13 protein-coding genes are annotated in these 23,197 nt (G+C 57.7%); 7 read left to right on the plus strand and 6 right to left on the minus strand.

All coding sequences use genetic code 11. The annotated features are described in order from the left end of the window. Positions 1 to 35 precede the first annotated feature (35 nt). The 3 genes from CHB83_RS16540 to CHB83_RS16550 all read left to right on the plus strand — a co-directional run bounded on the left by CHB83_RS16540 (position 36) and on the right by CHB83_RS16550 (position 6,120). Entirely contained in the window at positions 36 to 1,940 is a 1,905-nt protein-coding gene (locus tag CHB83_RS16540; protein WP_089333411.1) for a glycoside hydrolase family 35 protein, read from the plus strand. 7 nt (positions 1,941 to 1,947) lie between these two features. Further along, complete coding sequence (locus CHB83_RS16545; protein ID WP_089333412.1) at positions 1,948 to 4,065, plus strand: DUF2264 domain-containing protein; 2,118 nt, start codon at positions 1,948 to 1,950, stop codon at positions 4,063 to 4,065. 450 nt (positions 4,066 to 4,515) lie between these two features. After that, positions 4,516 to 6,120, plus strand: a complete 1,605-nt coding sequence (locus CHB83_RS16550; protein WP_089333413.1) for an alpha-N-arabinofuranosidase — start codon at positions 4,516 to 4,518, stop codon at positions 6,118 to 6,120. Positions 6,121 to 6,178: 58 nt separating this feature from the next. Here CHB83_RS16550 and rhaM read toward each other — a convergent pair whose 3' ends face one another. Continuing rightward, entirely contained in the window at positions 6,179 to 6,559 is a 381-nt protein-coding gene (rhaM, locus tag CHB83_RS16555) for an L-rhamnose mutarotase (protein ID WP_317044796.1), read from the minus strand. Positions 6,560 to 6,835: 276 nt separating this feature from the next. Here rhaM and CHB83_RS16560 point away from each other — a divergent pair, with 276 nt between their 5' ends. The 3 genes from CHB83_RS16560 (at position 6,836) to CHB83_RS16570 (ending at position 12,088) form a co-directional block, all read left to right on the plus strand. Then, the gene (locus CHB83_RS16560) at positions 6,836 to 10,003 is read left to right on the plus strand and encodes a glycoside hydrolase family 2 TIM barrel-domain containing protein (RefSeq protein WP_089333415.1); all 3,168 of its coding nucleotides are present in this window, start codon (positions 6,836 to 6,838) and stop codon (positions 10,001 to 10,003) included. A 327-nt stretch (positions 10,004 to 10,330) separates the two neighbouring features. Beyond that, complete coding sequence (locus tag CHB83_RS16565) at positions 10,331 to 10,705, plus strand: hypothetical protein (RefSeq protein ID WP_089333416.1); 375 nt, start codon at positions 10,331 to 10,333, stop codon at positions 10,703 to 10,705. A gap of 30 nt (positions 10,706 to 10,735) precedes the next feature. Beyond that, positions 10,736 to 12,088: a BNR repeat-containing protein gene (locus tag CHB83_RS16570; RefSeq protein ID WP_089333417.1), complete on the plus strand. Its 1,353-nt coding sequence runs from the start codon at positions 10,736 to 10,738 to the stop codon at positions 12,086 to 12,088. 322 nt (positions 12,089 to 12,410) lie between these two features. On the opposite strand, the gene CHB83_RS16575 is transcribed toward CHB83_RS16570, so the two are convergent. Both CHB83_RS16575 and CHB83_RS16580 read right to left on the minus strand, forming a co-directional pair. Continuing rightward, on the minus strand, positions 12,411 to 14,000 hold the full coding sequence (locus CHB83_RS16575) for a RagB/SusD family nutrient uptake outer membrane protein (protein WP_089333418.1): 1,590 nt from the start codon (positions 13,998 to 14,000) through the stop codon (positions 12,411 to 12,413). Positions 14,001 to 14,025: 25 nt separating this feature from the next. Continuing rightward, positions 14,026 to 17,040, minus strand: coding sequence for a SusC/RagA family TonB-linked outer membrane protein (locus tag CHB83_RS16580; protein ID WP_089333506.1), 3,015 nt, complete (start codon positions 17,038 to 17,040; stop codon positions 14,026 to 14,028). A 1,152-nt stretch (positions 17,041 to 18,192) separates the two neighbouring features. Between CHB83_RS16580 and CHB83_RS16585 the strand changes: the two genes are divergently transcribed. Beyond that, positions 18,193 to 18,396 carry a hypothetical protein gene (locus tag CHB83_RS16585; protein ID WP_089333419.1) on the plus strand — a complete coding sequence of 68 codons (204 nt, stop codon included), beginning with the start codon at positions 18,193 to 18,195 and terminating at the stop codon, positions 18,394 to 18,396. 53 nt (positions 18,397 to 18,449) lie between these two features. On the opposite strand, the gene CHB83_RS16590 is transcribed toward CHB83_RS16585, so the two are convergent. The 3 genes from CHB83_RS16590 to CHB83_RS16600 form a co-directional block, all read right to left on the minus strand. Continuing rightward, on the minus strand, positions 18,450 to 18,872 hold the full coding sequence (locus CHB83_RS16590) for a hypothetical protein (protein WP_089333420.1): 423 nt from the start codon (positions 18,870 to 18,872) through the stop codon (positions 18,450 to 18,452). Positions 18,873 to 19,160: 288 nt separating this feature from the next. Beyond that, on the minus strand, positions 19,161 to 20,234 hold the full coding sequence (locus CHB83_RS16595) for a fatty acid desaturase family protein (RefSeq protein ID WP_089333421.1): 1,074 nt from the start codon (positions 20,232 to 20,234) through the stop codon (positions 19,161 to 19,163). 209 nt (positions 20,235 to 20,443) lie between these two features. Next, entirely contained in the window at positions 20,444 to 23,167 is a 2,724-nt protein-coding gene (locus CHB83_RS16600; RefSeq protein ID WP_089333422.1) for a choice-of-anchor I family protein, read from the minus strand. Between the last annotated feature and the right edge of the window lie 30 nt (positions 23,168 to 23,197).

Below are 23,197 nucleotides of genomic sequence, written 5' to 3' on the forward strand. Positions count from 1 at the left end.
TTTCACAAACTCACCACACACAACTTTAGTACGTGATGATAGGGAAGCATTTTGCTGGGGCCGTGCTACTAAGCAGCCTGAGCCTAACCTACGCGGCAACCGCACAAACCAAACCAGCAGCTCGACCTAAGTCTACTGCCGCGCAGCATACGTTTACGCTGGGAGACAATGATTTCCTGCTGGATGGCAAGCCCTTTCAGATGATTTCGGGTGAGCTGCACTACCCCCGCGTACCGCGCGAGGCCTGGCGCCAGCGCATGCGCATGGCTAAGGCCATGGGCCTTAATACTATTGGCACCTACGTATTCTGGAACGTGCACGAGCCCGAGCCCGGGCAGTACGACTTCCGCGGCAATCATGATATTGCGGCCTTCGTGCGCATGGCGCAGGAAGAAGGCCTGTGGGTGGTGCTCCGTCCCAGTCCCTACGTGTGCGCCGAGTGGGAATTTGGCGGCTACCCCTACTGGTTGCAGCAAGACGCGAGCCTAGTAGTACGCAGCAAAGACCCCAAGTACCTGGCGGCCTACGGGCGCTATTTGAAGGAAGTAGCTAAGCAGTTGGCACCTTTGCAGGTCAACCACGGTGGGCCCGTGCTGATGGTGCAAGTGGAAAACGAGTACGGCTTCTACTCCAACGACAAGGATTATCTGGCCCTGAACCGCACGATGTTTCAGCAAGCAGGCTTCGATGGCTTGCTCTATACCTGTGACCCTGGCGAAAAGGTGAAGGAAGGCCACCTACCTGGCTTGTTGCCTGCCGTAAACGGCTGGGACGATCCGCGCAAGGTGAAACAACTGGTGCGCACCTACCACGGCGGCAAAGGACCTTTCTATATTGCGGAGTGGTACCCGGCCTGGTTCGACTGGTGGGGCACGCCGCACCACACAGTGCCGGCCGAGAAGTACACGCCCCGCCTCGATTCGGTGCTGGCAGCAGGTATTTCCATCAACATGTACATGTTCCACGGGGGCACCACCCGCGGCTTCATGAACGGAGCTAACTACAAAGGCGGCGACACCAAGTTTGAACCCCAAACCAGCAGCTACGACTACGACGCCCCCTTGGATGAGGCGGGCAACGCCACGCCCAAGTTTCAGGCGTTCCGGGAAGTAATTGCCAAATACCTACCGGCTGGCGCTACGCTGCCCCCGGTGCCGCCCGCTAAGCCCACCATGCGCCTACCCGCCATTAGCATGGGTGCCCCCGTGAGTGTGCTGAGCCGCTTACCCCAGCCGGTAATAAACGCCCAGCCCCAGTCGTTTGAGGCCCTGCACCAGGCCTATGGCTTTGTGTTGTACCGCACCACGCTAGCGGGCGGGCGTAAGGGCACGTTGCAGCTAAAAGAGCTGCGCGACTACGCTGTTGTGATGGTGAACGGGGAACGGGTGGCCGTGCTGGATCGGCGCAAGGGCGAGGACCAGGTGGAGCTCACGCTCCCCAAAGGCACCGTCACGCTGGACATTCTGGTAGAAAATCTGGGCCGCCTCAACTTCGGTCCATTTCTGACGCAGAACCGTAAAGGCATCACCGAGCAAGTACGCTTTGCGGGTGCCGAAGTGCGGAACTGGCAGCACTACCGCTTGCCCTTCGATGACATTGCCAAGACCATGAAGGCACCGGCCGGCAAAACAGGCGCCGGCCTGAAAAGCGGCCCGGTGCTGCGCCAGGGCACGTTTACGGTAGGCACTCCCGCCGATACGTACTTGGATATGAGCCAGTGGGGCAAGGGCGTTGTGTGGCTGAATGGGCACAACCTAGGCCGCTACTGGGAGGTAGGCCCCCAGCAAACTCTGTACGCCCCGGCCGAGTGGCTCAAGAAAGGCACCAATGAAGTGGTGGTTCTGGAACTGCTTAAGTCTGAGCAAAGCCAGCTAGTAGGCGTAGATAAGCCCATTCTGGACGTCGTGAAAGTCGAGGGCGAAGCCCGTAAATCCAACTAACCCGCGTATGCCCCTGCCTACCCCGCCCCTTACTAGTTTGCTTGCGGGTGCTCTTCAAGCACTGAAGCAGGCTCCCGGTCGTGGTCGGTTGGTGCTGTTGCTGGCCGGAGTGAGCAGCGGGGGCGGGGTAGGGGCGCAAACTCCGGCGCCCACTGCCTTCACTACGACGGTAGTAGCCCCCACAAGCAAGCTGCCCCGGTTTGAGGTGCAGCAGCCGGATCGGCAGCGCAGCCCCTTTACGGGCATGACGCGCAAGCACTGGCAGGACGCCGCGCGCTACCTGCTTAGCGGGGCGTTCAGCTACGTGCGCACCCTCAACGACCCCATGCAGTTTCCGAAGCAACCGGGCAAAAGCTACCCGCGCAATGAGGGCCAAGTGCCCACGGAAAAGCTGGAAGGTCTGTGTCGTACGCTGTTCATGGCAGCCCCCTTGCTCAAGGAAGACCCCAGCCTGACGCTCAACGGCATTCAGGTGGGCGACTATTACCGGCACCAACTGACCCGGTTGGTTGACCCGCAGAGCGACACCTACATCAAGCCCCGGGCCGCAAATGGTGGCCCCAGCCAGAACCTAGTAGAGTTTGGCGGCTTAGCCGTAGCTCTGTTTGCCGCCCCCGAAATCTTGTGGGACCCGTTGCCCAAGGCTACCCAGGCGGCCTTAGCGGCCACTATGCTCAGCTACGGCGACGGGCCAACGGTGCCCCAAAACTGGCGCTACTTCAACATCTTCATCCTCAGCTTTTTCAAGAGCCGGGGCTATCAGGTCAACGAAAAGCTGCTGGAGGAATACCTGCAAAAGCAGCTTATGCACTACCGCGGCGAGGGCTGGTACGACGATGCACCGGCTTTCGACTACTATAGCATGTGGGCCTTCCAGATGTATGGCCGGCTGTGGTCGGAGTACTACGGGCGGCAGCACTACCCCCAGGTAGCGCAGCAACTCACGGCCAACTTCGCCCCGCTAGTCAACAACTACCCCTATATGTTTGGGCGCGACGGCAGCATGATTATGTGGGGCCGCAGCATTACCTATCGGTTTGGGGCCGTGGTGCCCTTCCCGCTGATGGGGTTGCAGCCGGTGCCAGGCACCAACTTCGGCTGGATGCGGCGCATTGCGTCGGGCGCCATTTTGCAGTTTCTGCAAAACCCCCAGTTTCTGCAGGACAACGTGCCCACCCTGGGGTTCTACGGTGCCTTCGAGCCAGCCGTGCAGGCCTATAGTTGCCGGGGCAGCGTGTACTGGATGGGCAAGGCATTTCTGGGCCTGCTCGTACCGGCCGATTCTCCTTTCTGGACGGCTACCGAAAACGAGGGCCCCTGGGGGAAAGAGCTGGCTCCTGGCACTGTGTTCAATCTGTTTGAGCCCGGCCCCAATATCCTCGTTACCGACTACCCCAACGTGGGTGCCGCCGAAATTCGGACCGCGGCCGACCGTAGCATCACTGACCCTTACCGGGGTAACGAGAGCTACAATCGCCTGAGCTACAGCAGCACGTTTCCTTGGCAAGCCGATGGCCCCAATGGGGAGGTAGCCATGAACTACGTCTTCAAAAACAAGGACAAGCAGTGGGAGCCCCTGCGCCTGTTTACGTTCAGAAAGTACGAGGATGGGGTGTATTACCGCGCCGCCGAACTGGAATCCGACAAAACTATTCGCTTGCAGCTGGCTGACTTACCCTTGCCCAACGGCATTCTACGGGTAGACAAGAGTGTGGGCACGGGTTCGGCGCCCATGCGGCTGGGTCATTACGCTCTGCCCAACCTCACGGGCACCATCAAACGGGAGACGCGCCGGGTGAAGGGACACCCTGTGCAACTCATTGATAATGGCACGTACCAACTGGCTATGGTTACCCTCAGTGGGTGGTCGGCGCCAGAAGTGGTGGATGCTACCGGTTTGCATCCGGTGAAGCCTGCTAGCACGGTTATAAATGCCACTGCTACCTTGGCCCCGGCGGCAGCTACTGCTCCCCTCTACGCAACGCTGCTGCTCTGGAAAAAGTCGGGCCAGCCATGGCGAACGGAGGAGTTGCTGCCCGTGAAGAAGGTAGTTTACTCAGCTACCGATGACCGCGCGCAGGTATCGTTTGCTGATGGTACTACCAAGGCTATTCTATTCAAGTAATCACGCTGATTCTGATAAAGATCAGTCCAACTTGCCGTGCACTGCGCGGCACTACTCAGAGCACATTGCTCCGTAGCCTTCATTCTGTTAGGGGAAATGAGGAGGTCGGGGAAAGGGAATGGCTCGGCTTCTACTAGAAGCAGGGGCTTGGCAGGCGTGGGAACTTGGCCAAGCACTGGGGTGGTGCCGCGCGCACGGCTTTTTTTATGCCTCGTTGGGCCTTCCTGCTTTGCCAAAAGCCCTACAGCTACGGTTGACCTTACTCTCATTCGAACCTGCTCGTCCTAATCTTACGCAAACGATTGTGCTAAAAAAGTGCGAGTTTACAGCCGGAAAGTACCATACTGCTTCGAGGCAATTGGTTTTACAAGCCGCTTTGCCTGTACATGCGCAGTAACCCCAAGTTCTATTCTGTTCTGTTAACATCCCACCACACTCTTTTTTCCATCTATGCCCACCTTTCCACTCCACCACTCCACTTCTGCACCTTCCTTTCTGCGCCGACAAACCCAGCGCCTGGGGCTACTAGCAGCCCTGAGCTTGGCCCCGCTACTCTCCGTGGCGCAAGCCGTGCAAATGACGGTGCAGCCCGGCGACCCGAAGCTTATCATCAGCAAGCACATTCAGGGGCAATTTGCCGAGCACTTGGGGCGTTGCATTTACGACGGCATCTGGGTTGACCCCGCTCTGAACGTGCCCAAGAAAGGCCGCCTACGCATGGATGTGGTAGAGGCCCTCAAGAAGATTAAAGTACCCAACTTGCGCTGGCCCGGCGGCTGCTTCGCCGACACTTACCACTGGCGCGACGGCATCGGACCTACCGCCCAGCGCCCCAAGATGCTAAACCTGTGGTGGGGCAATAACCTGGAGGACAATAGCTTCGGAACGCACGAGTTTCTAGAACTCTGCGACCTGCTGGGCACCGAGCCCTACCTGGCCGCCAACGTGGGCAGCGGCACCGTGCAGGAAATGGCCGGCTGGATGGAATATCTGAATGCCAACCAAGACACCCCGCTGGTGCAGGAGCGCCGCAAAAACGGCCACCCCGAGCCTTACAAAGTGACGTGGTGGGGCATTGGCAACGAAAGCTGGGGCTGCGGGGGCAACATGACGCCCGAGTACTACACCGACGTGTACAAGCGCTACGCCACCTTCGCCCACAACTACGAAGGCGCACCACCCATGAAGAAAATTGTGAGTGGAGCCAACGGCGACGACGCCAACTGGACGGAGGTATGTATGAAGCGCATTCCCACCAACCAAATGTGGGGCCTCACGCTGCACTACTACACTCTGCCCACCGGCAGCTGGTCGGGTAGCAAAGGCTCGGCTACGGGCTTCAACGAGCAGCAGTACTTTAATACCCTGCGCAACGGCCTAAAGATGGACGCTATTGTGGCCAAGCACGCCGCCATCATGGACAAGTACGACAAGGAAAAGAAGGTGGCGCTGCTGGTAGATGAGTGGGGTATCTGGACCGACGTGGAGCCCGGAACCAACCCCGGCTTCCTATACCAGCAAAACACCCTGCGCGACGCCCTGCTGGCTGGTACTACCCTCAACATCTTCAATAACCACTGCGACCGGGTGCGCGGGGCCAACTTGGCCCAGGCCATCAACGTGCTGCAAGCCGTCATCCTCACCGAAAAGGAAAAGATGCTGCTCACGCCCACTTACCATGTGTTCGACCTGTACCAGGTGCACCAAGATGCTCAGTATCTGCCCTTGCAGTTCAGCAGCCCCGATTACGTGCTGAACGGCGAGAAAATTCCGGCGCTGAACGCGTCAGCCTCCAAAGACAAGAACGGAGCAGTGCACATTTCCCTCGTGAACCTCGACCCCAACAAAACCCTGACGCTGGAAACGGCGCTACCCGGCGTCAGCTGGAAAAACGTGTCGGGTCGCATCCTGACTTCGGGCAACGTGAGCGACTACAACACCTTCGATAAGCCCAACACCATTCAGCTGGCCGCTTTCAAAGGCGCCAAAAAGCGCGGCGACAAGCTGAACGTAACGCTGCCGTCGAAATCGGTGGTAGTGCTGGAGCTGAAGTAACTGACCCCGCCCACACATCAGGCCCTGACTGGTAAGCACGGTGCTTGCCGGTCAGGGCCTAATCGTGGTGGAACACCCGTTGCAGGGGCTGCACAACGGGAGAGTCGTCGGGGTTGGTTTCCATCAGGTCGGCCATGTACTGCCACCACTTGCGCATGATAGGCAGGGTAGGCAACTGGTTAGTCGTGTGTCCGGCGTGGCGCTTTTGCACGCCGAAAAGCCAGCCTGTACCCGGCTCCAGGTAGATAGAATAGTCGTGGATGCCGGCGGTGCTCAGCGCGGCGGCTAGCTCGGGCCAAAGCTCGGCGTGGCGGCGTTCATACTCCTGCGCCGTGCCGGGTTTTAAGCGCATCAGAAAAGCTACTTCTTCCATAAGCAAAGGGCGGGTTGAGGCGAAGCTAAGTACCATCATGGCGAGAATAAAAGTATTGATTGTCAAATGAGTAGCTAGGCCTAATGCAGGTCAGAAGTGCGGTGCAAATTCGCTAGCTAGTTGGCAGGTAAGTGCTTGGGCGAGAGGCTATACTCAGCATCAGGCGAAGGCCCACGGGGTGTAGTGTTGGCGGTTGGTGCCGAATCCATACCCCCCAATCTCCCAAAATGCCCCCCGGATTTCAGTTCCTCAGAGGCTAGTATTGCCGATGCATCTAGTCTGCCCAGCCGGCGGGCACGCCCTTTTTTAGATGCTGTTCTTTTGCAGCTTACTCCCCACCTCATGGCCACGTTGCGCTTCCTTACTGCCGCCGTTTTACTTGCTACCAGCGTTGCCCGCGCCCAAACCGCCGTCAACGAGTGGGAGAACCCCCGCATAATTGACGAGCACAAGGAAAAAGGTCACGCCAGCTTTATGGTGTACGACCAAGCTGCCGACGTGACGTCCAATGACTACCGCCGCTCGTCCTATCATCAGTCATTGAACGGGGCGTGGAAGTTTAATTTCGTGGCCCGGCCCGCCGAGCGCCCGACGACCTTTTTCCAGCCCGGCTTCGATGATGCCAAGTGGAAAACGATTCCGGTGCCCTCCAACTGGGAAATTCAGGGATATGGCACGCCCATCTACACCAACATTACCTACCCCTTCCCTAAGAACCAGCCCTTCATTGATGCTCGCGACAACCCCGTGGGCACCTACCGGCGGGCGTTTACGGTGCCGGCCGGCTGGGCCGGGCGCGAGGTACTCCTTTCGTTTGGCTCTATCTCGGGCTACGCGGTAGTGTATGTGAACGGGCAGCGGGTAGGGATGAGTAAGGTGGCCAAGTCGCCAGCGGAGTTTGACATTACGCCTTACTTGCAGGCGGGTGAAAATCAGCTGGCCGTGCAGGTAATGCGCTGGCACGACGGTAGCTACCTAGAAGACCAGGACTTTTGGCGTCTTTCCGGAATCGACCGGGACGTGTACCTCTACAGCTTGCCGAAGCAAACCATTTGGGACTTCTTTACCCACGCCACCCTAGACCCTAGCTACAAAAACGGCCAGTTCTCGGCCGATGTAACCCTGCGCAATTTTGCACCAGCCGCGGGCACTCCGGCGCGCCTGACGGTGGAAGTGCTGGACGCCGCGGGCAAATCGGTGTTGCGCCAGCAGCAGCGCGTGGCTGGCGTGGCTGCCAACGGCACGCAAACCATCAAGCTGGCGGGAAACATCAAGCAGGTGCGCCCCTGGACGGCCGAAACGCCCACACTCTACCAGTGCCGCCTCACCTTGGAAGATGCCCAGGGCAAAGTATTGGCTGCGACGGGCAGCAAAATTGGCTTTCGCACTGTGGAAATTAAGAATGCTCAGTTGCTGGTAAATGGCGTGCCCGTGGAAGTGCACGGCGTAAACCGGCACGAGTTGGAGCCAACTACCGGCCGAGTAGTAACGGAGGCCGGCATGCGCAAAGACTTGGAGCTGATGAAGCGCTTCAACATCAACGCGGTGCGCACCTCCCACTACCCCAACGACGAGCGGTGGTATGCCCTCTGCGACGAGCTGGGCTTCTACTTGGTGGATGAGGCCAATATTGAAACCCACGGCTACGGGGCTGAGTTGCAGGGGTGGTTCGACAAGACAGTGCACCCCGCTTACCGCCCCGAGTGGGCGGCCGCTCATCTAGACCGCATTGAGCGCCTCGTGGAGCGCGACAAGAATCATCCCTCCGTCATCATCTGGAGCCTGGGCAACGAATGCGGTAATGGCCCGGTATTTCACGACGCCTACAAGTGGGTGAAGCAGCGCGACCCCAGCCGCCCCGTGCAGTTTGAGCAGGCCGGCGAGCAGGAAAACACCGACATCGTGTGTCCCATGTACCCAAGTATGGAATCCATGCGCCGCTACGCCGCGGCTACCGATAAAACCCGCCCCTTCATTATGTGCGAGTACTCGCACGCTATGGGCAACAGCTCGGGCAATTTTCAGGAATACTGGGACCTGATTCGGAGCAAGCCTCACATGCAAGGCGGCTTTATTTGGGATTGGGTTGATCAGGGCCTGCAAACCAAAACCACCGATGGGCGGCCATTCTTTGCCTACGGCGGCGACCTGGGCGGCTACTACCTGCAAAACGACGAGAACTTCTGCGCCAATGGCTTGATAGCCGCCGACCGTACGCCCCACCCGGGCCTCTACGAAGTGAAGAAAGTGTACCAAGATATCCGCTTCAGTGCGCAAAACGCGGCTCGGGGGCGCCTAACGGTGCACAACGGTTTCTCCTTTAAAAACCTAGATGGGTATGACTTCCGCTGGGAGCTGCTGCGCAACGGTACGGCCGTGAAAACGGGTACGTTCCGGGTGGGTACCCTGGCGGCCCGCCAGCAGAAAGAAGTGCAGCTGCTACTTCCCGCGTATACGCCCCAGGCTGGCGCCGAGTACGTGCTCAACGTCATGGCCTTCACGAAGTCGGCTGCGCCACTAGTGCCGGCGGGCCACGAAGTAGCCCGCGAGCAGTTTGTGCTTACACCCGCTGCTACTTACTTCACGGCGGCTCCGGCAGCTGCTTCTTCGGGCTCCCTCACCGTGAAGCAGGAAGGTGATAAGCTGACATTTACGGCAGGCGAGGTAAGGGGGGAGTTCAACACCAAGCAAGGCCGCATGACCGACTACCGCTTACGTAACCAGCGGGTGGTGGATGGCTTTCCCGAGCCCTACTTCTGGCGCGCCCCTACCGATAATGATTTCGGCAGCGGCATGCCGCAGAGCTTGGGTGCGTGGCGCACGGCCCACGCCGCCCGCCAGGTGCAGAAAGTGACGGTTGGCCAGCAGTCAGCGGCTGGTCTGCCAATCAGGGTAGAATACTTACTGACCGACATTGACGCGCCTTACACGGTAGACTACCTCGTTGGGGCAGATGGAGCCGTGCAAGTAACAGCCGCCCTGGATATCAGCGGCAAGGCCCTACCCGAGTTACCCCGTTTTGGAATGCGCCTGGAGCTGCCGCGCCGCTTCAACCGCATTCAGTACTACGGCCGTGGGCCCTTCGAGAACTACTCCGACCGTAGTACGGCGGCTTTGCTGGGTACCTACCAGGATTCGGTGAATGGGCAGTTTACGCGCAACTACATCCGACCCCAGGAGAATGGCTACCGCACCGATGTGCGCTGGGTTACACTTACTAATGCGGAAGGCCTTGGGCTGCGCGTGGAAGGCCAGCAGCAACCCGTTTGCTTTAGCGCATTGCCCTTCCGTACCGAAGACCTGGACCCCGGCCTCAGCAAAAAGCAGCAGCACCCCACCGACGTTAAAATGCGCAATGCCGTGACTATGCAAGTAGACCTGAAGCAGCGCGGCGTAGGGGGCGACAACAGCTGGGGTGCCCTGCCTCACGACCAGTACCGCCTGCTCGACAAGAAGTATAGTTACAGCTACACCCTGCGGCTGATTGATGCAAAGCAACCGCAGCCGTAATGTAATGGGCCTCCCAATGAGGAATAAGAGTATACTTTTAGCGGCGTACTCAGCCACGTTATAGCAAGCTGCATGACAAGCAAGGTTTTTCTTGGTAAGAAGCTATTGGGCATGGTATTGTGCTGCGGTGCTAGTCAGCTGAGCATAGCACAACGCACCGCCCCAGAGCCGCCGCTGGCACCCATACAGTCGCAGGTGCAACTTCATGCGTCAACTGTGCAGGTTGTTACCACCAATGCGGATACAACGGTAAATAGGGTGCCTCCCGCTTCAGTTAGGCGAGTTACTGAGTCCCGACCCCAGCCAATTTTCCTGCTGAATTCCGAGGTGATTATTGCTCCAGATGGCATTCAGCCCGCGGAAATCAAGAAGATAGTAGTATACAAAGGCGGCGATGCTCCCGCGCAGTGGCATGATTTGGTGACCTACGGCATTATTGACATTGCATCCAAGCAGAAAACTAAGATCAAAAGCCGCACACTGTCCGCAGTTGGCAAGGACCTTGGCTTGCTAGAGCCAGTGCGTTACACCATAAACGCCATGCCAGTAGCCGCTGCCGACCTCCGTATTGCGCTGGATGCCATTGGTGAAATCAAGATAACGCGGGCCACACCTGAAGCCCCCGTTGTTACGGTTGCCATCAGCGTCAGGCCACCGAAGCCTAGTCCCCCGGACCCGCCGGGCACCATTCGCATTCGTTGAGGGGCAACGCGCTAACTCTTTTACCTGTTCATGCCTAATCCACGCCTATTCTCTCTACTACTGCTCAGCGGTGCTGCTTTGCTCACCGAACCGGCCGCTGCCCAAACGCCCGTGGGCCTCGGGTGGGCGCGCAACAACGTGAATGGAGCCGTGTTTCGCAAAAACTCCGTCGTAACCTACCAGCGTGAGCAGTACACCGCCTACTACGATTCGGTGGGGTACGTAGTGGTGGCAAAGCGCCGCCTACCGGCCGGGCCGTGGCAGGTGCAGCAGACCAAATACAAAGGCAAGGTGCAGGATGCGCACAACGTCATTAGCCTAATGGTGGATGGGCAGGGCTACCTGCACGTATCCTTCGACCACCACGGCAACCCGCTGCGCTACTGCCGCAGCACTAAACCAGGCAGCCTAGAACTGACGGACCTCCTGCCCATGACTGGGCAACAGGAGCAGAACGTGACGTACCCCGAGTTTCACCGCTTCCCCAACGGCGACCTGCTATTCGTGTACCGCGACGGTAGCTCCGGCAATGGCAACATGGTGCTGAACCGCTACACGGCCCACACCCAAACCTGGACGCGCCTGCACAGCGTGCTTATTGATGGCCAGGGAAAGCGCAATGCTTATTGGCAGGCCTGCCTGGATCCGAAAGGCGCTATTCACGTTTCTTGGGTGTGGCGGGAGTCGCCCAACGTGGCCTCCAACCACGACATGGCCTACGCCCGCTCCCTGGATGGGGGCAAGACGTGGCAGAAAAGCACCGGCGAAACCTACCAGCTGCCCATCACCGAAGCCAGTGCCGAGTATGCAGCCCGCATCCCGCAGAATAGCGAGCTAATCAACCAAACCTCCATTACGACGGATGCTGCCGGCATGCCCTACATTGCTACTTACTGGCGCCCCCAGGGTACGCAAGTGCCGCAGTATCAGTTGATTTACTTATCGGGCAAAGACTGGAAGACCACCCAAATTTCTCAGCGCACTACCCCATTCAGCCTGAGTGGCGTGGGTACTAAGAAAATTCCGATTTCGCGCCCTCAGTTACTGGTTTCTACTCAAGGGGACAAAACGGCGGCCTACCTGTTATTTCGCGACACGGAACGACAAGATCGAGCTTCCCTGGCCCAATGCGCCGATTTGCGGCAAAACCATTGGACCGCAACAGACTTGACTACCACCTCGGTGGGCAACTGGGAGCCGAGCTACGATACGGAGCGCTGGCAAAAAGAAGGAGTGGTAAACCTGTTTGTGCAGCGCACGGGCCAGGGCGACGGCGAAACCATGGAAAAGCTACCCGCCCAGCCCGTGTACATTGTGGAATGGAAACCACGTGCGAAGCCTCCGCGCCCCAGCCGCCCAGCCGCCGCCCCAACCCGACGGTAGCGGCAGTAGGCAGGCTTTCACGCGGTTAGTCCCATATGAAGTTGGTTACGTGGCCTTTACCGGCACTGTCTCCCTACACGCCACGGGTGCTGTTAGTAGAAGGGGGCGCGCGTCCGCCACGCTACGTGGTTACTTAATCCAACTGGCCTGCTTCTACTGCGCTCAACAGAACGGTTCTTCTTACTCTCTGGTGGCTAATCGGCTACAACACAGCCTTACAGTAGCTTATACTAGTTGCATGTTATTCCATCACCAAGGCCCCTCGCCACCAACTGTCTTTGTTGGTAGTGAAGGGCCTTGGTTTGTATGACCGGTTGCGAGGCTAGTAGCCGGGGTTTTGCTCTAGGCGTCCCTGCGTGTTCAAGTCAATTTCTGTCTGCGGAATGGGTAGTAGTAGGTTCTTCTGGGTCAGACCCGTTACAAACGTGGGATTGAGGCGGCTTACCCGGCTGATTAGGGTACCGGTACGGAGGAGGGTGAGGCGGCGCTGCTCCTCCCCAATCAGTTCACGGGCCCGCTCATCCAAGATAAAATCCAGGGATATGTCGCTGCTCGTTACTTGAGCCGCTTGGGCGCGGGTACGCAGCACATTAATGCTGGTAGCCGCCGCGGCTACTTTCCCTTGCTTAAACTGCGCTTCGGCCAGCAGCAGATACGTCTCGCCCAGGCGCATCATGGTTAAGTCCTTGATGGTGCCAAAGCCGAACACGTCGTTGGGGTTAAACTGATTCCACTTGGTCGTATGGGGAGCAATCCGGAGCGTGTCGGAGCCCGTTACCACTACGCGCTTGCCGAAGTTGGCCGACGCGGGGTTGTTGTAGTAGAACCGGCGGCGCAGGTTGTACTTGGAGTTGCGCATGTCGGGGCCGTTACGGTAGAGGCGGTAAATCACCCAGTCGCTCAGGCGCAAGCGCCCTACCCCACGTCCACCCAGAGAGTCGGCCACCAGCATGCCCTGAATGTTGTAGTAGCCAGGCACCCACACGCGGCGCTGCTGGGCTGCCGTTTCGCCGCCCGGCACCAGTAGCTGCTGCTCAATACCCCAGATCAGCTCGGTATTGCCCTGGCTTCGGCGCTGGTTGCCAATGATAAACATGTCGGAGTAGTAGTCGCCAGGCTGGGTCGACTTTACGCCGTAGCGGGCGGTTATCAGCTTGTACTGGCCTCCGCTGATGACGGCCTGGAGTTGTGGCTCGGCTAGTTCGGGCTTGCCGGCCCGTAGGTATACCTCCCCCAGCAGTTGCTGAGCGGCTCCCTTGTTAATACGGGCCTGCTGACTGATGGAGCGCTGACTTACCTGCGGCAGCGTGGCCACAGCAGTAGTTAGGTCGTTGATGATAAAGGTGTTCAGTTCCTCTACTGACGCCCGTGTGAAATCCAGGCGTGGCGTGGTTATGGGCTCTTGCACCAGGGGCACGCCGCCGTACAGCGTTACCAGAAAGTTGTAGGCGTAGGCCCGGAAGAAGCGGGCTTCGGCGCTGATGCGGTCCTTATAGCCTTGGCGCAAGCTTGGGGAAGCGGTGGTGGTAGTACCGGCAATAATCTGGTTGGCATTGTTGATGGTGCGGTACGCCCAGCTCCAGTAATACGCGGCGCCCCCATCTTGGGAGTTCATTAGAGAGTAGTTGTAGTAGGGAACTTCAATGCCCTCAATGGCTGACAGCACGGGAATGGCCGCGTCGGTGCCTACTTGCATGGTGCTGAGCAGGCCCTGCCGGTCGCTGAAGGTGTACTGCTCGCGCACTACCGACTGCAGCCCAACCATGGCGGCCTCGAAGCCCAGGGAGTCAACCAGCGTAGTTTGGGGGGTGTAAAGCGACTTAGGAGTTTCGTCCAGGTATTCTTTCTCGCAGGAGCTCAGCAGCTGCACAGTGCCCAGAAGGCCCAACAGGTATAGGGAAATGCGTTTCATTAGACGGAGAAGCGTGGGGTGGGAATTAGCGGAGAGTCACGTTCAGGCCGAACACGTAGGTAGCCACGTTGGGGAAGTTGTCGCGGTTACGGTCCGTGTTGGCATCGTAGGTCTGCTCGGGGTCCCAGCCCACCCAATCGGTCCAGGTGTAGAGGTTGCGGCCGCTCACGTAGGCCGTCACGGCGCCTAGCTTGGCTCGGTCCAGTAAGGTTTGCGGGAAGGTGTAACTCAGGGTAATGTCCTTGAGGCGGGTATAGCTGGCATCTTTGGGGTACCCATAACCGCGGGGATTCACAAACACCAGGCTCGGCCGGTCGTTGCTCCTGTTCTCGGCCGTCCAGTAGCCAATGGCGGCTGGCTGGTTGATGCGGCCTGCAAAGTCGGCGCGGTTGAGCAGCGGATTGTTGCGCAAGATGCCTTGGGCCGTTTGCAGGAAGATGCGCAGGCTGAGCCCTTTGTACTCGAAGGTGTTGGTAAGGCCCCCTGTGAAGTTGGGCAGCTCAGTGCCCTGGTATTCCCGGTCGAGGCTGCTGATTTGCCCGTCGCCATTGATGTCGGCAAACTTCAGGTCGCCGGGCTTGGCGGTAGGGTCCACTTTCACGTCGTCCCCGGTCTGCCACACACCAATCATGCGGTAGTCGTAAATGGCGCCGAGGGGCTTACCCACAAAACGGCGGTTGCCAATATCATCGGAGCCATTAAGGGCCAGAATCTTGTTGCGGTTGCGGGTGTAGTTTGCGCTGGTTGACCAGATGAAGTTACCGGCTTTCACGTTCACCGTGTTCAGCGTTATTTCCACGCCGCGGTTCTGCACCTGCCCAATGTTGTCGAGGATAGAGCCGTACCCCGTGATGATGGGCAAGTTGCGGTTCAGCAAAAGGTCCTTGGTTTTGGCATCGTAGTATTCCACGGTACCCCCAATGCGGTTGTCCAGCACGCTGAAATCCACTGCGTAGTTGTAGCTGGATGTCTGCTCCCATTTCAGGTTGCTGTTACCAATGCGGTTAGCCCGCAAACCCGTGCTTGCCACGCCGTTGTAAGTGTATTGCAGGGCCGTTTGGCCAGTAATGGTGCCGTAAGGACCAATTCCTTCGTTACCTGTAATGCCATAGGACGCACGCAGCTTCAGCAGGTTAACAGCTGAAATGCCTTTCAGAAACTGCTCATTAGCGATGTTCCAACCCAGGGCCACCGAGGGGAACGTAGCATACTTGCTGGCATCGGCGCCGAACACCGACGAGCCGTCGCGGCGGGCCGTCACCGTGAACAAGTAGCGGCTGTCGTACGAGTAATTCAGGCGCCCCATTTGCGAGAGCAGGGAGCGACGCTCGTCGTAGGAGCTAATAGTAGGAATGCCGCTACCCGACCCAATGCTGTTAAAGCCAATCTCGTCGTTGATGTAGCCGCTGCCGTTTTCAGTAGTTGTGAAGTAGGTATTCTCCTGCGCGCTATAGAGAGCAGTCAGGTCGAAGTGGTGCTTGCCAATGTCCTTATTATAGGTGAGGATATTCTCGATGGTGTAGTTATGGCGCTCGTCGTTAAGGATTTGCGCGGCCCCAATCAGGTTGTTGGCGGCCCGGCCTACGTAGGAGGTAGCACGGTAGGGGCGGTAGGAGTAGCTGGCATTGAGGCGGTAGGTCAGCCCCTTCACAAACGTAGGCGTTACTTCGGCGTAGCCCGTACCCGTAAGCTGATTTACGCGGCTGGTGCGCTCGGTGGTGAGGCCCAGCAGGGGGTTTGCGTAGAGTAATTCCGGAAACTGCGGGAAGATATTGTAACTGCCATCTGCGTTGAAGGGAGTGCCGTAGGGGCTGGCAGCTTGCGCCAGGGCCAAGTTCACGCGGCCGCCGTCGTCGTTGGAGTTGGCGTAGAAGGCCGAGGTACCAATGCGCAACCATGGCGTGAGGTTGGCGTCGAGGTTGGAGCGTAGCGAGATGCGCCGGAACTGATACCCTTGCAATACTCCTTGCTGCTTGAAGTAGTCGCCCGATACGTAGTATTTCACGTCGTTTGTGCCGCCTGAAATAGCTACGTTGTGGTCTTGGATGAAACCGCGCTGGGAAATCAAATCAATCCAATCAGTTTCGCGGCCGGCGTCGTAGTTGGCTCGCTCCCCAAAGTTGGGCACGGGGTCCTGGTTGATGTTGCGCTGAATGGTATAGGCCCGGTACTTCGCCGCATACTCTGCCCCGTTCATAGGGCGCAGGGTGTTGTTCATGTACTCGGGGCCGGCGTAGCCATTGTACCGGATCTGGGCCTTACCGCTTTTGCCCCGCTTGGTGGTTACCAGGATTACCCCATTGGAGCCACGCGTACCGTAAATGGCAGTGGCAGAGGCATCTTTCAGGATTTCGATGGAGGCAATGTCGCTGGGGCTGATGTCGTTGAAGTTGCCGGGAAACGGCACCCCGTCGAGAATCACGTAGGGGTTAGTGTTGGCCGTGATGGAGCGCACCCCGCGAATGTTAATGTTGGGTTGGCTGCCTGGCACGCTGGAAGGAGCCGAAATCTGCACGCCCGCCACGGCGCCTTGCAGGGCCTGTGCAATGTTGGAAACCGGTAGGCGCTCAAGGCGGTCCTGCGGTACCGATACCACCGAACCCGTTACGTCAGAGCGCTTTTGGGTGCCGTAGCCCACAACCACTACCTCGTTGAGAGCCTGCGCATCAGCGCGCATTTGCATGCTGATGGCCGTGCGGCCATTAATAGAAGTCTCTTGGGAAGTGAAGCCAATAAACGAGAAGACTAGCGTGCCATTGGTGTTGCTTTCTGGCACCACCAGCGTATACCGGCCCTGGTCGTCGGTGCTAGTGCCAATGGAAGTGCCTTTCACTACTACCGAAACGCCCGGTAACCCGTCGCCTTTTTCGTCGGTTACGCGCCCACTCACGGTCACGTCGGGCATGGCTACCGGTGCAATGGCCGTAGCAGGAAGGGGGAGAGGCCCGGGGGCGAGTAGGGAAGTAGTGTTCGGCTCGCTAGCAGCGGCGGCCTTGAGGGATATGAGCGTCCCATAAAAGAGTAGAGATTCTCTTTTCATACGGTGGGAATTAGCCATTCCAAGCTAGAATGGTGTGAATGGGAATTGGACGTAAGCGCAGTTCGGGCAAGGCGGCCTATTCTTGGCTCATGAGAGTAGACCGCTCGTCAGGAGATTGTGGGTGTCTTCTGACGCAGAGAAGTAGGGACAGCAAAGGCTGCGTTTTACTAGGATAAATATAGGATGCCCCCTTACCGCATAAGACGGTGCGATTTAGTCGAAATAGGGGTAGTAATTAAGCACTCACCGTAGCGGCAAGAAGTGGTAGATGATAGTTTGGTTGTGTATATTTCTGATATAAAGATATTTACGTAATAGAGTTGGCTATGGCAAGGCGATGGGCGTAACCGGAGGTAAGAATTGGCGTAGCATATTTCAGCTTAGCAAAGCCCGGTGCCGTAGCCTTACCAGGGTACTCTTTCTGCTAGCTGCACTAAGGTGTTACAGTACTTTCGCAAACAGCAACACTGGATCTGTTGCCATCATGACAGTGGAACTGCGCCGTACAGGTAGCATCCGCCCGGATATAACTTTTACACGTCTATGCCTTTGTGTACCGACGGGTATGTGCTGCCTACAACGGCGGCATTGCTGGCAACCTGCCAACACATGTGGTGCCATAACCACTTACTGCTACGCCTCCGATAAAAGAGTGCCTTCCGGTGCCATAGTAGCAGTAGGTTCCAACTACGTGTAAAAGCTGTGAGATAGTCTTTCTCCGGCCTGCTTACCATTGTGCCTTCATCCAGGCGGGCAAACTGAGTACTAGCTACTGTTTTTGCGATAGGCTATTGGTACGGGGAGGAAGCAAAAAGTGCAAGGGGCAAAAAGTCAAATCAACCGGCCAGCTTAGGCAAGCTGAGCGGGATGGAGCCTGCAAAAGCCATTTTGTAGTAGGCTGGTTGTGAAGAACAAAGCTGATTGGGGTGAGCCTGTGCTTACAAAATGCATGTCACAAAATGGCGTTTTTTGTCCTGTACATTTTCGGCGTTTACTATAATATTGTACCCATAGTATGTTCTGTCTTTCTGCGCTATGGAATACCAGTACCTAGTATATATGCTTCCTAAGCACTGCACTAGGAAAATGAGGGAATAACGAATTATGGCCGTACACTTCGCTGGTAAAAGCCAGTGAGGCTAAGTCATATCTATGTGGGCGGTGATGATATATGATGCGAAATATGGCCCCTACGCACAAACGCCCGAGCAGCGCGCTGGGGTAGTGCGGCAGTTGCTAGCGGCCTGCCGATTCAAGAAAGCCCCGGCGTCTGTTGAGCGACTGTACGCCCGGTATATTGCCGGCGAACTGAGTTGGACTGAGGTGCGCGCCCTACGCGACAACTCTGCCTTGTAAGACCGAAGAGCCAAGCACGCCGGTCCTTGCCTGGGTAGGGCAAAGAGCCCGTGCTAATTGTTAGCCCGGGCTTGGCAGCTCCGTAGCCATTCTTCGGCTTCGGCCACGTCATGAAACAGCTGCAATTCCAAGTCTCCGTCCACTGGTTGGGGGAAGGTGACGCTCAGGATATCTGTGCCGGTATCTTTCTGCACAACATGAGCAATATGGCGCAAGCCTAATTGCAAGGCCCGCGGTAGCCACACATTCTGCAACCACTCCACCGAGTCGAACCAAGGACCGTGCAGGTCCACATTGTCGTTGAGCAAATAAGGAAAAGAGTAACCTACTGCTTTTTCTAGGTAGTTAGTAGCCCCACGCATAGCTTCCGTCTGGTCGATGAAACCGCGCCAGGTGGCACGCAGCCACTGATTGTCTTCTTCAAACGTTAGCGTACAACGGCTACCATCCGAGTCGACTAAATTACTAATGAGCATAAAGGTGAGCGTGCGGTAAAAGTAGAATGGGGAGCCAATTTATAGCTTTTGTAGTAAAATGAATACTGTAAGTCCCTGCCTTTAATAAGCAGAACTGCCAGCTGTTGAGCTTGTAAAAGTGCTACGCATGCGTTTGCTAGCAACGGAATAACTACACGAAGGAGTGTAGCACAGCATCTAAGGTGCCAGGGAATGGAGGAAAGCCGCAGGCTTAGCAAGCAAAGTAGGTACTTAGCGGCGAGCATAAAAAAAGCCCCGGCTGGTGGCCGGGGCTTGCGGGTGGCCATCTTAGCGGCCTAGCTTCTGTAGTACTCGGTAGTGCGAATGGAGCGCACTCAGAAACGTGCGGTTTTCCAAGTAGGGCAGGTTGAACTCGTGGGCGGTTTGCTTGACAATAGCGGCCAAGGCCGGATAGTGAATATGGCAGACCCGCGGAAACAAGTGGTGCTCAATCTGTCGGTTGAGGCCGCCGCACAGAAAACTGGCCAAGCGGCTATTGGGCGCAAAGTTGGCCGTGGTGCGCAGTTGGTGCACGGCCCAAGCCTCTTGCATATCCCCCGTTTCATCGGGCGAGGGGAAGGCCGTACCTTCTACTACGTGCGCCAGCTGGAACACCAAGCCCAGCACCAAGCCCTCCACGAAGTGCAAGCCCAGGAAGCCTAACAAAAACTGCCACCACGTAATGTCGAGCACCACCAGGGGAATCACGATAAACAGGGCGTAGTACAACGCCTTATAGGCAAACAGGTTGATGTATTCCTGACGCGGGTGCTTGGTAGTGTGCTGCCCAATAGAGGCTTGAAAGAACTTCACGTAGTCTTTGCGCACTACCCACGACAAGGATGCCAAGCCGTACAAAGGAAAGGCGTAGAAGTGCTGAAAACGCTGCCAGGGGCGCACTGGCTCATCTTCCGACAGCCGAACGAGGCCGGGTGCTACCTCAATATCTTCATCGTGGCCGGGGATGTTTGTGTACGTGTGGTGCACGATGTTGTGGGTGATAGTCCACACGTAGGGATTCGCCCCGATGAGGTTGAAGAGAAGGCTGAAAATCTTGTTTACGCGCTTACTTTCGGAAAAGGCCCCGTGCAAGGCGTCGTGGCAAATGTTAAAGCCAATCAGGGCGCAGCAGGCACCCAGCAGGCCGGCCAGCCCGAGCATCGTCCAGACACCAAACTGCCCCGAAATGATGAGCCCATACAGGCCCACGAAGCTTACCAGCAGCAGAATGGTTTTGGTCCACATGGCGCCGTTGGCGTGGCGCGAGAGCTCTTGGCTCTGAAAATATGCGTCAACCCGCTGACGGACAGTGGCAAAGAAAGTAGAGCGGGCAACGTTGGTGAATTTGAGGGGTCTTGACATACAGAGCGGTGCTGTGCTAGCAGCTATGTACCGCTTCGACTACAACAGAACGTGAAAAAGATAAACCTATTATTTTCTAACCAGAACCCTACAACAATAGCTCCATTTAGGGTTGTTTTCTAGTAATTCCGCTGCCAAAAACACGAGGGTCTGGTTCAAACTCGGAACCAGACCCTCGTGCGTAAGTGGTGTAATGTTGCTTTTTGGCACTACTGTACCACTAGCTTGGAGCTGGCGCCATCATCAGCCCGAAGCACGTACACGCCGGGTGCAAGCCCCGCGCTTTCCAGCTGTGTTACTTGGTGTAGCACTTGCACTGGCCGCCCCGCAATGTCGTACAGCGTGCCCGAAACGGTGCGGTTTAGTTGCACGCGGCCGTGATGACTTGGGTTAGGGTAGAGCTGTAAGGGAGCCGCACGGCGTGCCTTGGCCGTGGTAGCCGTAACCGTACCGCGCGTTTGGATGCTGTATACCGCTACGGTGCTGCTCACTTCGTTGGCCAGCAGCAGCAGGGGCTGACCGGTAGGACTGTTGGCCGCCGAAATAAATACCAGGCCTTCGGGCCCTTGGTCGCCAGTGCCGCTCGTGAGGCTGCGGTTGTTCACGTAGCTTACTAAGCGAGGCTGAGTAGGGTCGTTCACGTTAAATACGGCCACCCCACCCACGCGCTCCAGCGACACGAAAGCGTACACGGTATCCCGGATGGTACCCGTCGTGGCGCCTTCGGGCTCGGGACCCTTATCGTCGGAGCGGTTCTTACGGCTCGGTACGCCGGTGGTATTGCTGGCATTGAAGATGGCGCCATAGGTAGCGTCGGTGCTGGTGACGCGCTCCAGGAGGTCGCCACTATCGTGTACCAGCGTGCCGGTAGTAGCGTTGAAAATGCTGAAGGAACGGCCCCCGTAGGCATAGATTTCGTCAAAGTCGCCGTCGCCATCCGTGTCACCCAGCTTGTTGGTCACGTTGAGGCGGCCAAGCACCTGGGTGTTTTTGAGCAGCGCGGCATTTGGGAAAGCCGTAGCATCGAGAACGTACGCGGCATCGCCAACGCGGTTGCCTTCGTTCAGCGCCGTGTACTCACGCGAGTCGCCTTCGTTGGCCGTGAGCAGGTAGCGCTGCCCCGCTACTTCAAAAGCTGCCAGGGCATCGGGCTGGCGCATGCCTTTGATGGGCCAGTTTGCCAGTAGGATGTCTGGCGTCTGGTCGGAAGCATCAAGGGCGAAGCCAGCCTGACGGTGGTCCTGGTAGCCTACCGGCCGCAATGCCGTGATTTGCTTGGTAGTCAGGTCGAGCGTAGCAATGGCGTTGTTTTCCTGCAAGGTGACGTATGCCGTGCGCGAGTCGCTGGAAACGGCCACGTACTCCGGCTCCAGGTCCTGCGCTACCGTGCTGGGGGCCGCGGCCGTGCCGCCATACAGCCGGATGCCAGCCGTGCGCAGGGCCGCCGCCTGCCCGTTGAAGCTGGTGAATCCAACCGTAGTTACGCTCGCCTGCGATACGCTTGCTACGCCCCCCGAAAAGTCAATTACCGATACAGAGCCTTCTGGGTCTACTGCGTAGTTCGACTGCGGCTCCCCTTCATTGGCGGTGATGAGGTATTGCCCGTCCGGCGAGAAGGTAATCATGTCGGGTAGGGCTCCTACTGTTACCTGCTTAAGGAAAGTGCCGTTCTGGTCGAAGAAGACTACCGCCCCGTTCTGCTGCGGATTGGCATTCTCAATGGCACATGCCACCACACCATTGCGCACGGCTACGGAGTTGATACCGCCGTAGGTTTGCAGGTTGATGGAGGCAATGGGCGTGAGGGCCGAAGGATTGGCGAGGCTCAGAATATCCAGCTTGCTTCCCACGGAGTTAGCTACGTACACACGCTGGGTGGTTGGGTCATGAGCTACGATTTCGGCGGAGTTGGTCCCGGCCGCTCCATTTTGGTAGCTACCAAGTTGGGTTAAGGTTAGGTTGCGGGCCTGTACCGGAGCTACCCCATCGTTGTCCTTGATGTATACTAGCATCTCAGACGCTCCGGCGGCTAGCGTGGCATTCGTAGGGTTTTGCAGGCGAAGAGAAAAGTATTCAGCCCCTTCCGCCGCAGCATCGTTGGAGAGCGGGATAGTAACGGTTTGGGGGCCGGTAGCGCCGGCCGGAAAGGTCAGGGTTTGGGTAGCCGCAAACGTAAAATCGGTGCCCGCCGTGGCGGTAGTCAAACCAGGAATGAGCGCTACTTGTACGGTGGTAGCAGTGGCACTGGGGTTCAAAATTGTTACAGGCAAACTCACGGTGCCCGCTTCCTCGTTTACTACTGCCGTGGCGGAAGCCCAGCGCACTTCCGGTACCACGGCTGCTTGCCCCAGGGCTACTTCGTCCCAGGCGGCCCAGTCGTCGTTGCCGTTTTGGCGGGCGGCCAACCGCAGGCGCACGTGCGTAGCCGTGGCCGGAACTGCCACCGTTACAGTGCGGTACCCCTGCGTGTCCTTGTTGAGCTGGGTATAGGTTTTAGTGGCGGGCCAGGTCGTGCCATTATCGTACACTACTACGTAGGCCAGGGAGTCAGATGCATCGAAGGCATTGCTGAAATACTGAAACGACACGCTAGTAGCCGCATCGGGCCCGGCCTGGATAGCTACGGGGGCAAAGTCAAGAAAGTGCCAGATGGAAACATCACCCGTAACGGGGCCTTGCAAGTCGCGCATGCCCCATAGCTGTGCTCCGGCGGCCGGGGCCACTGCTTGGCTTCCCGTACCCACCTGGGGCAGAACAGCCCACTGGTCGTTGTCGGCGGCTACTGAATACGTTGCGGGGGTAGCTACGAAGCCCCACGTGTCGGCGGCGGTGCCTTCAAAACCCTGCCGCACCGACTGAGCCATGGCGGGAGCCGCGCAGGTAGTAAGCAAAGCCAGACCGATTTTCGTGCCGGATAGTATAAGTTGACGCATACCAAGGGAAGCTGGTGAGAGAATGCGTCA

Source organism: Hymenobacter mucosus (assembly GCF_900188255.1).
In the GTDB taxonomy this organism is placed as follows: Bacteria; Bacteroidota; Bacteroidia; order Cytophagales; family Hymenobacteraceae; genus Hymenobacter; species Hymenobacter mucosus.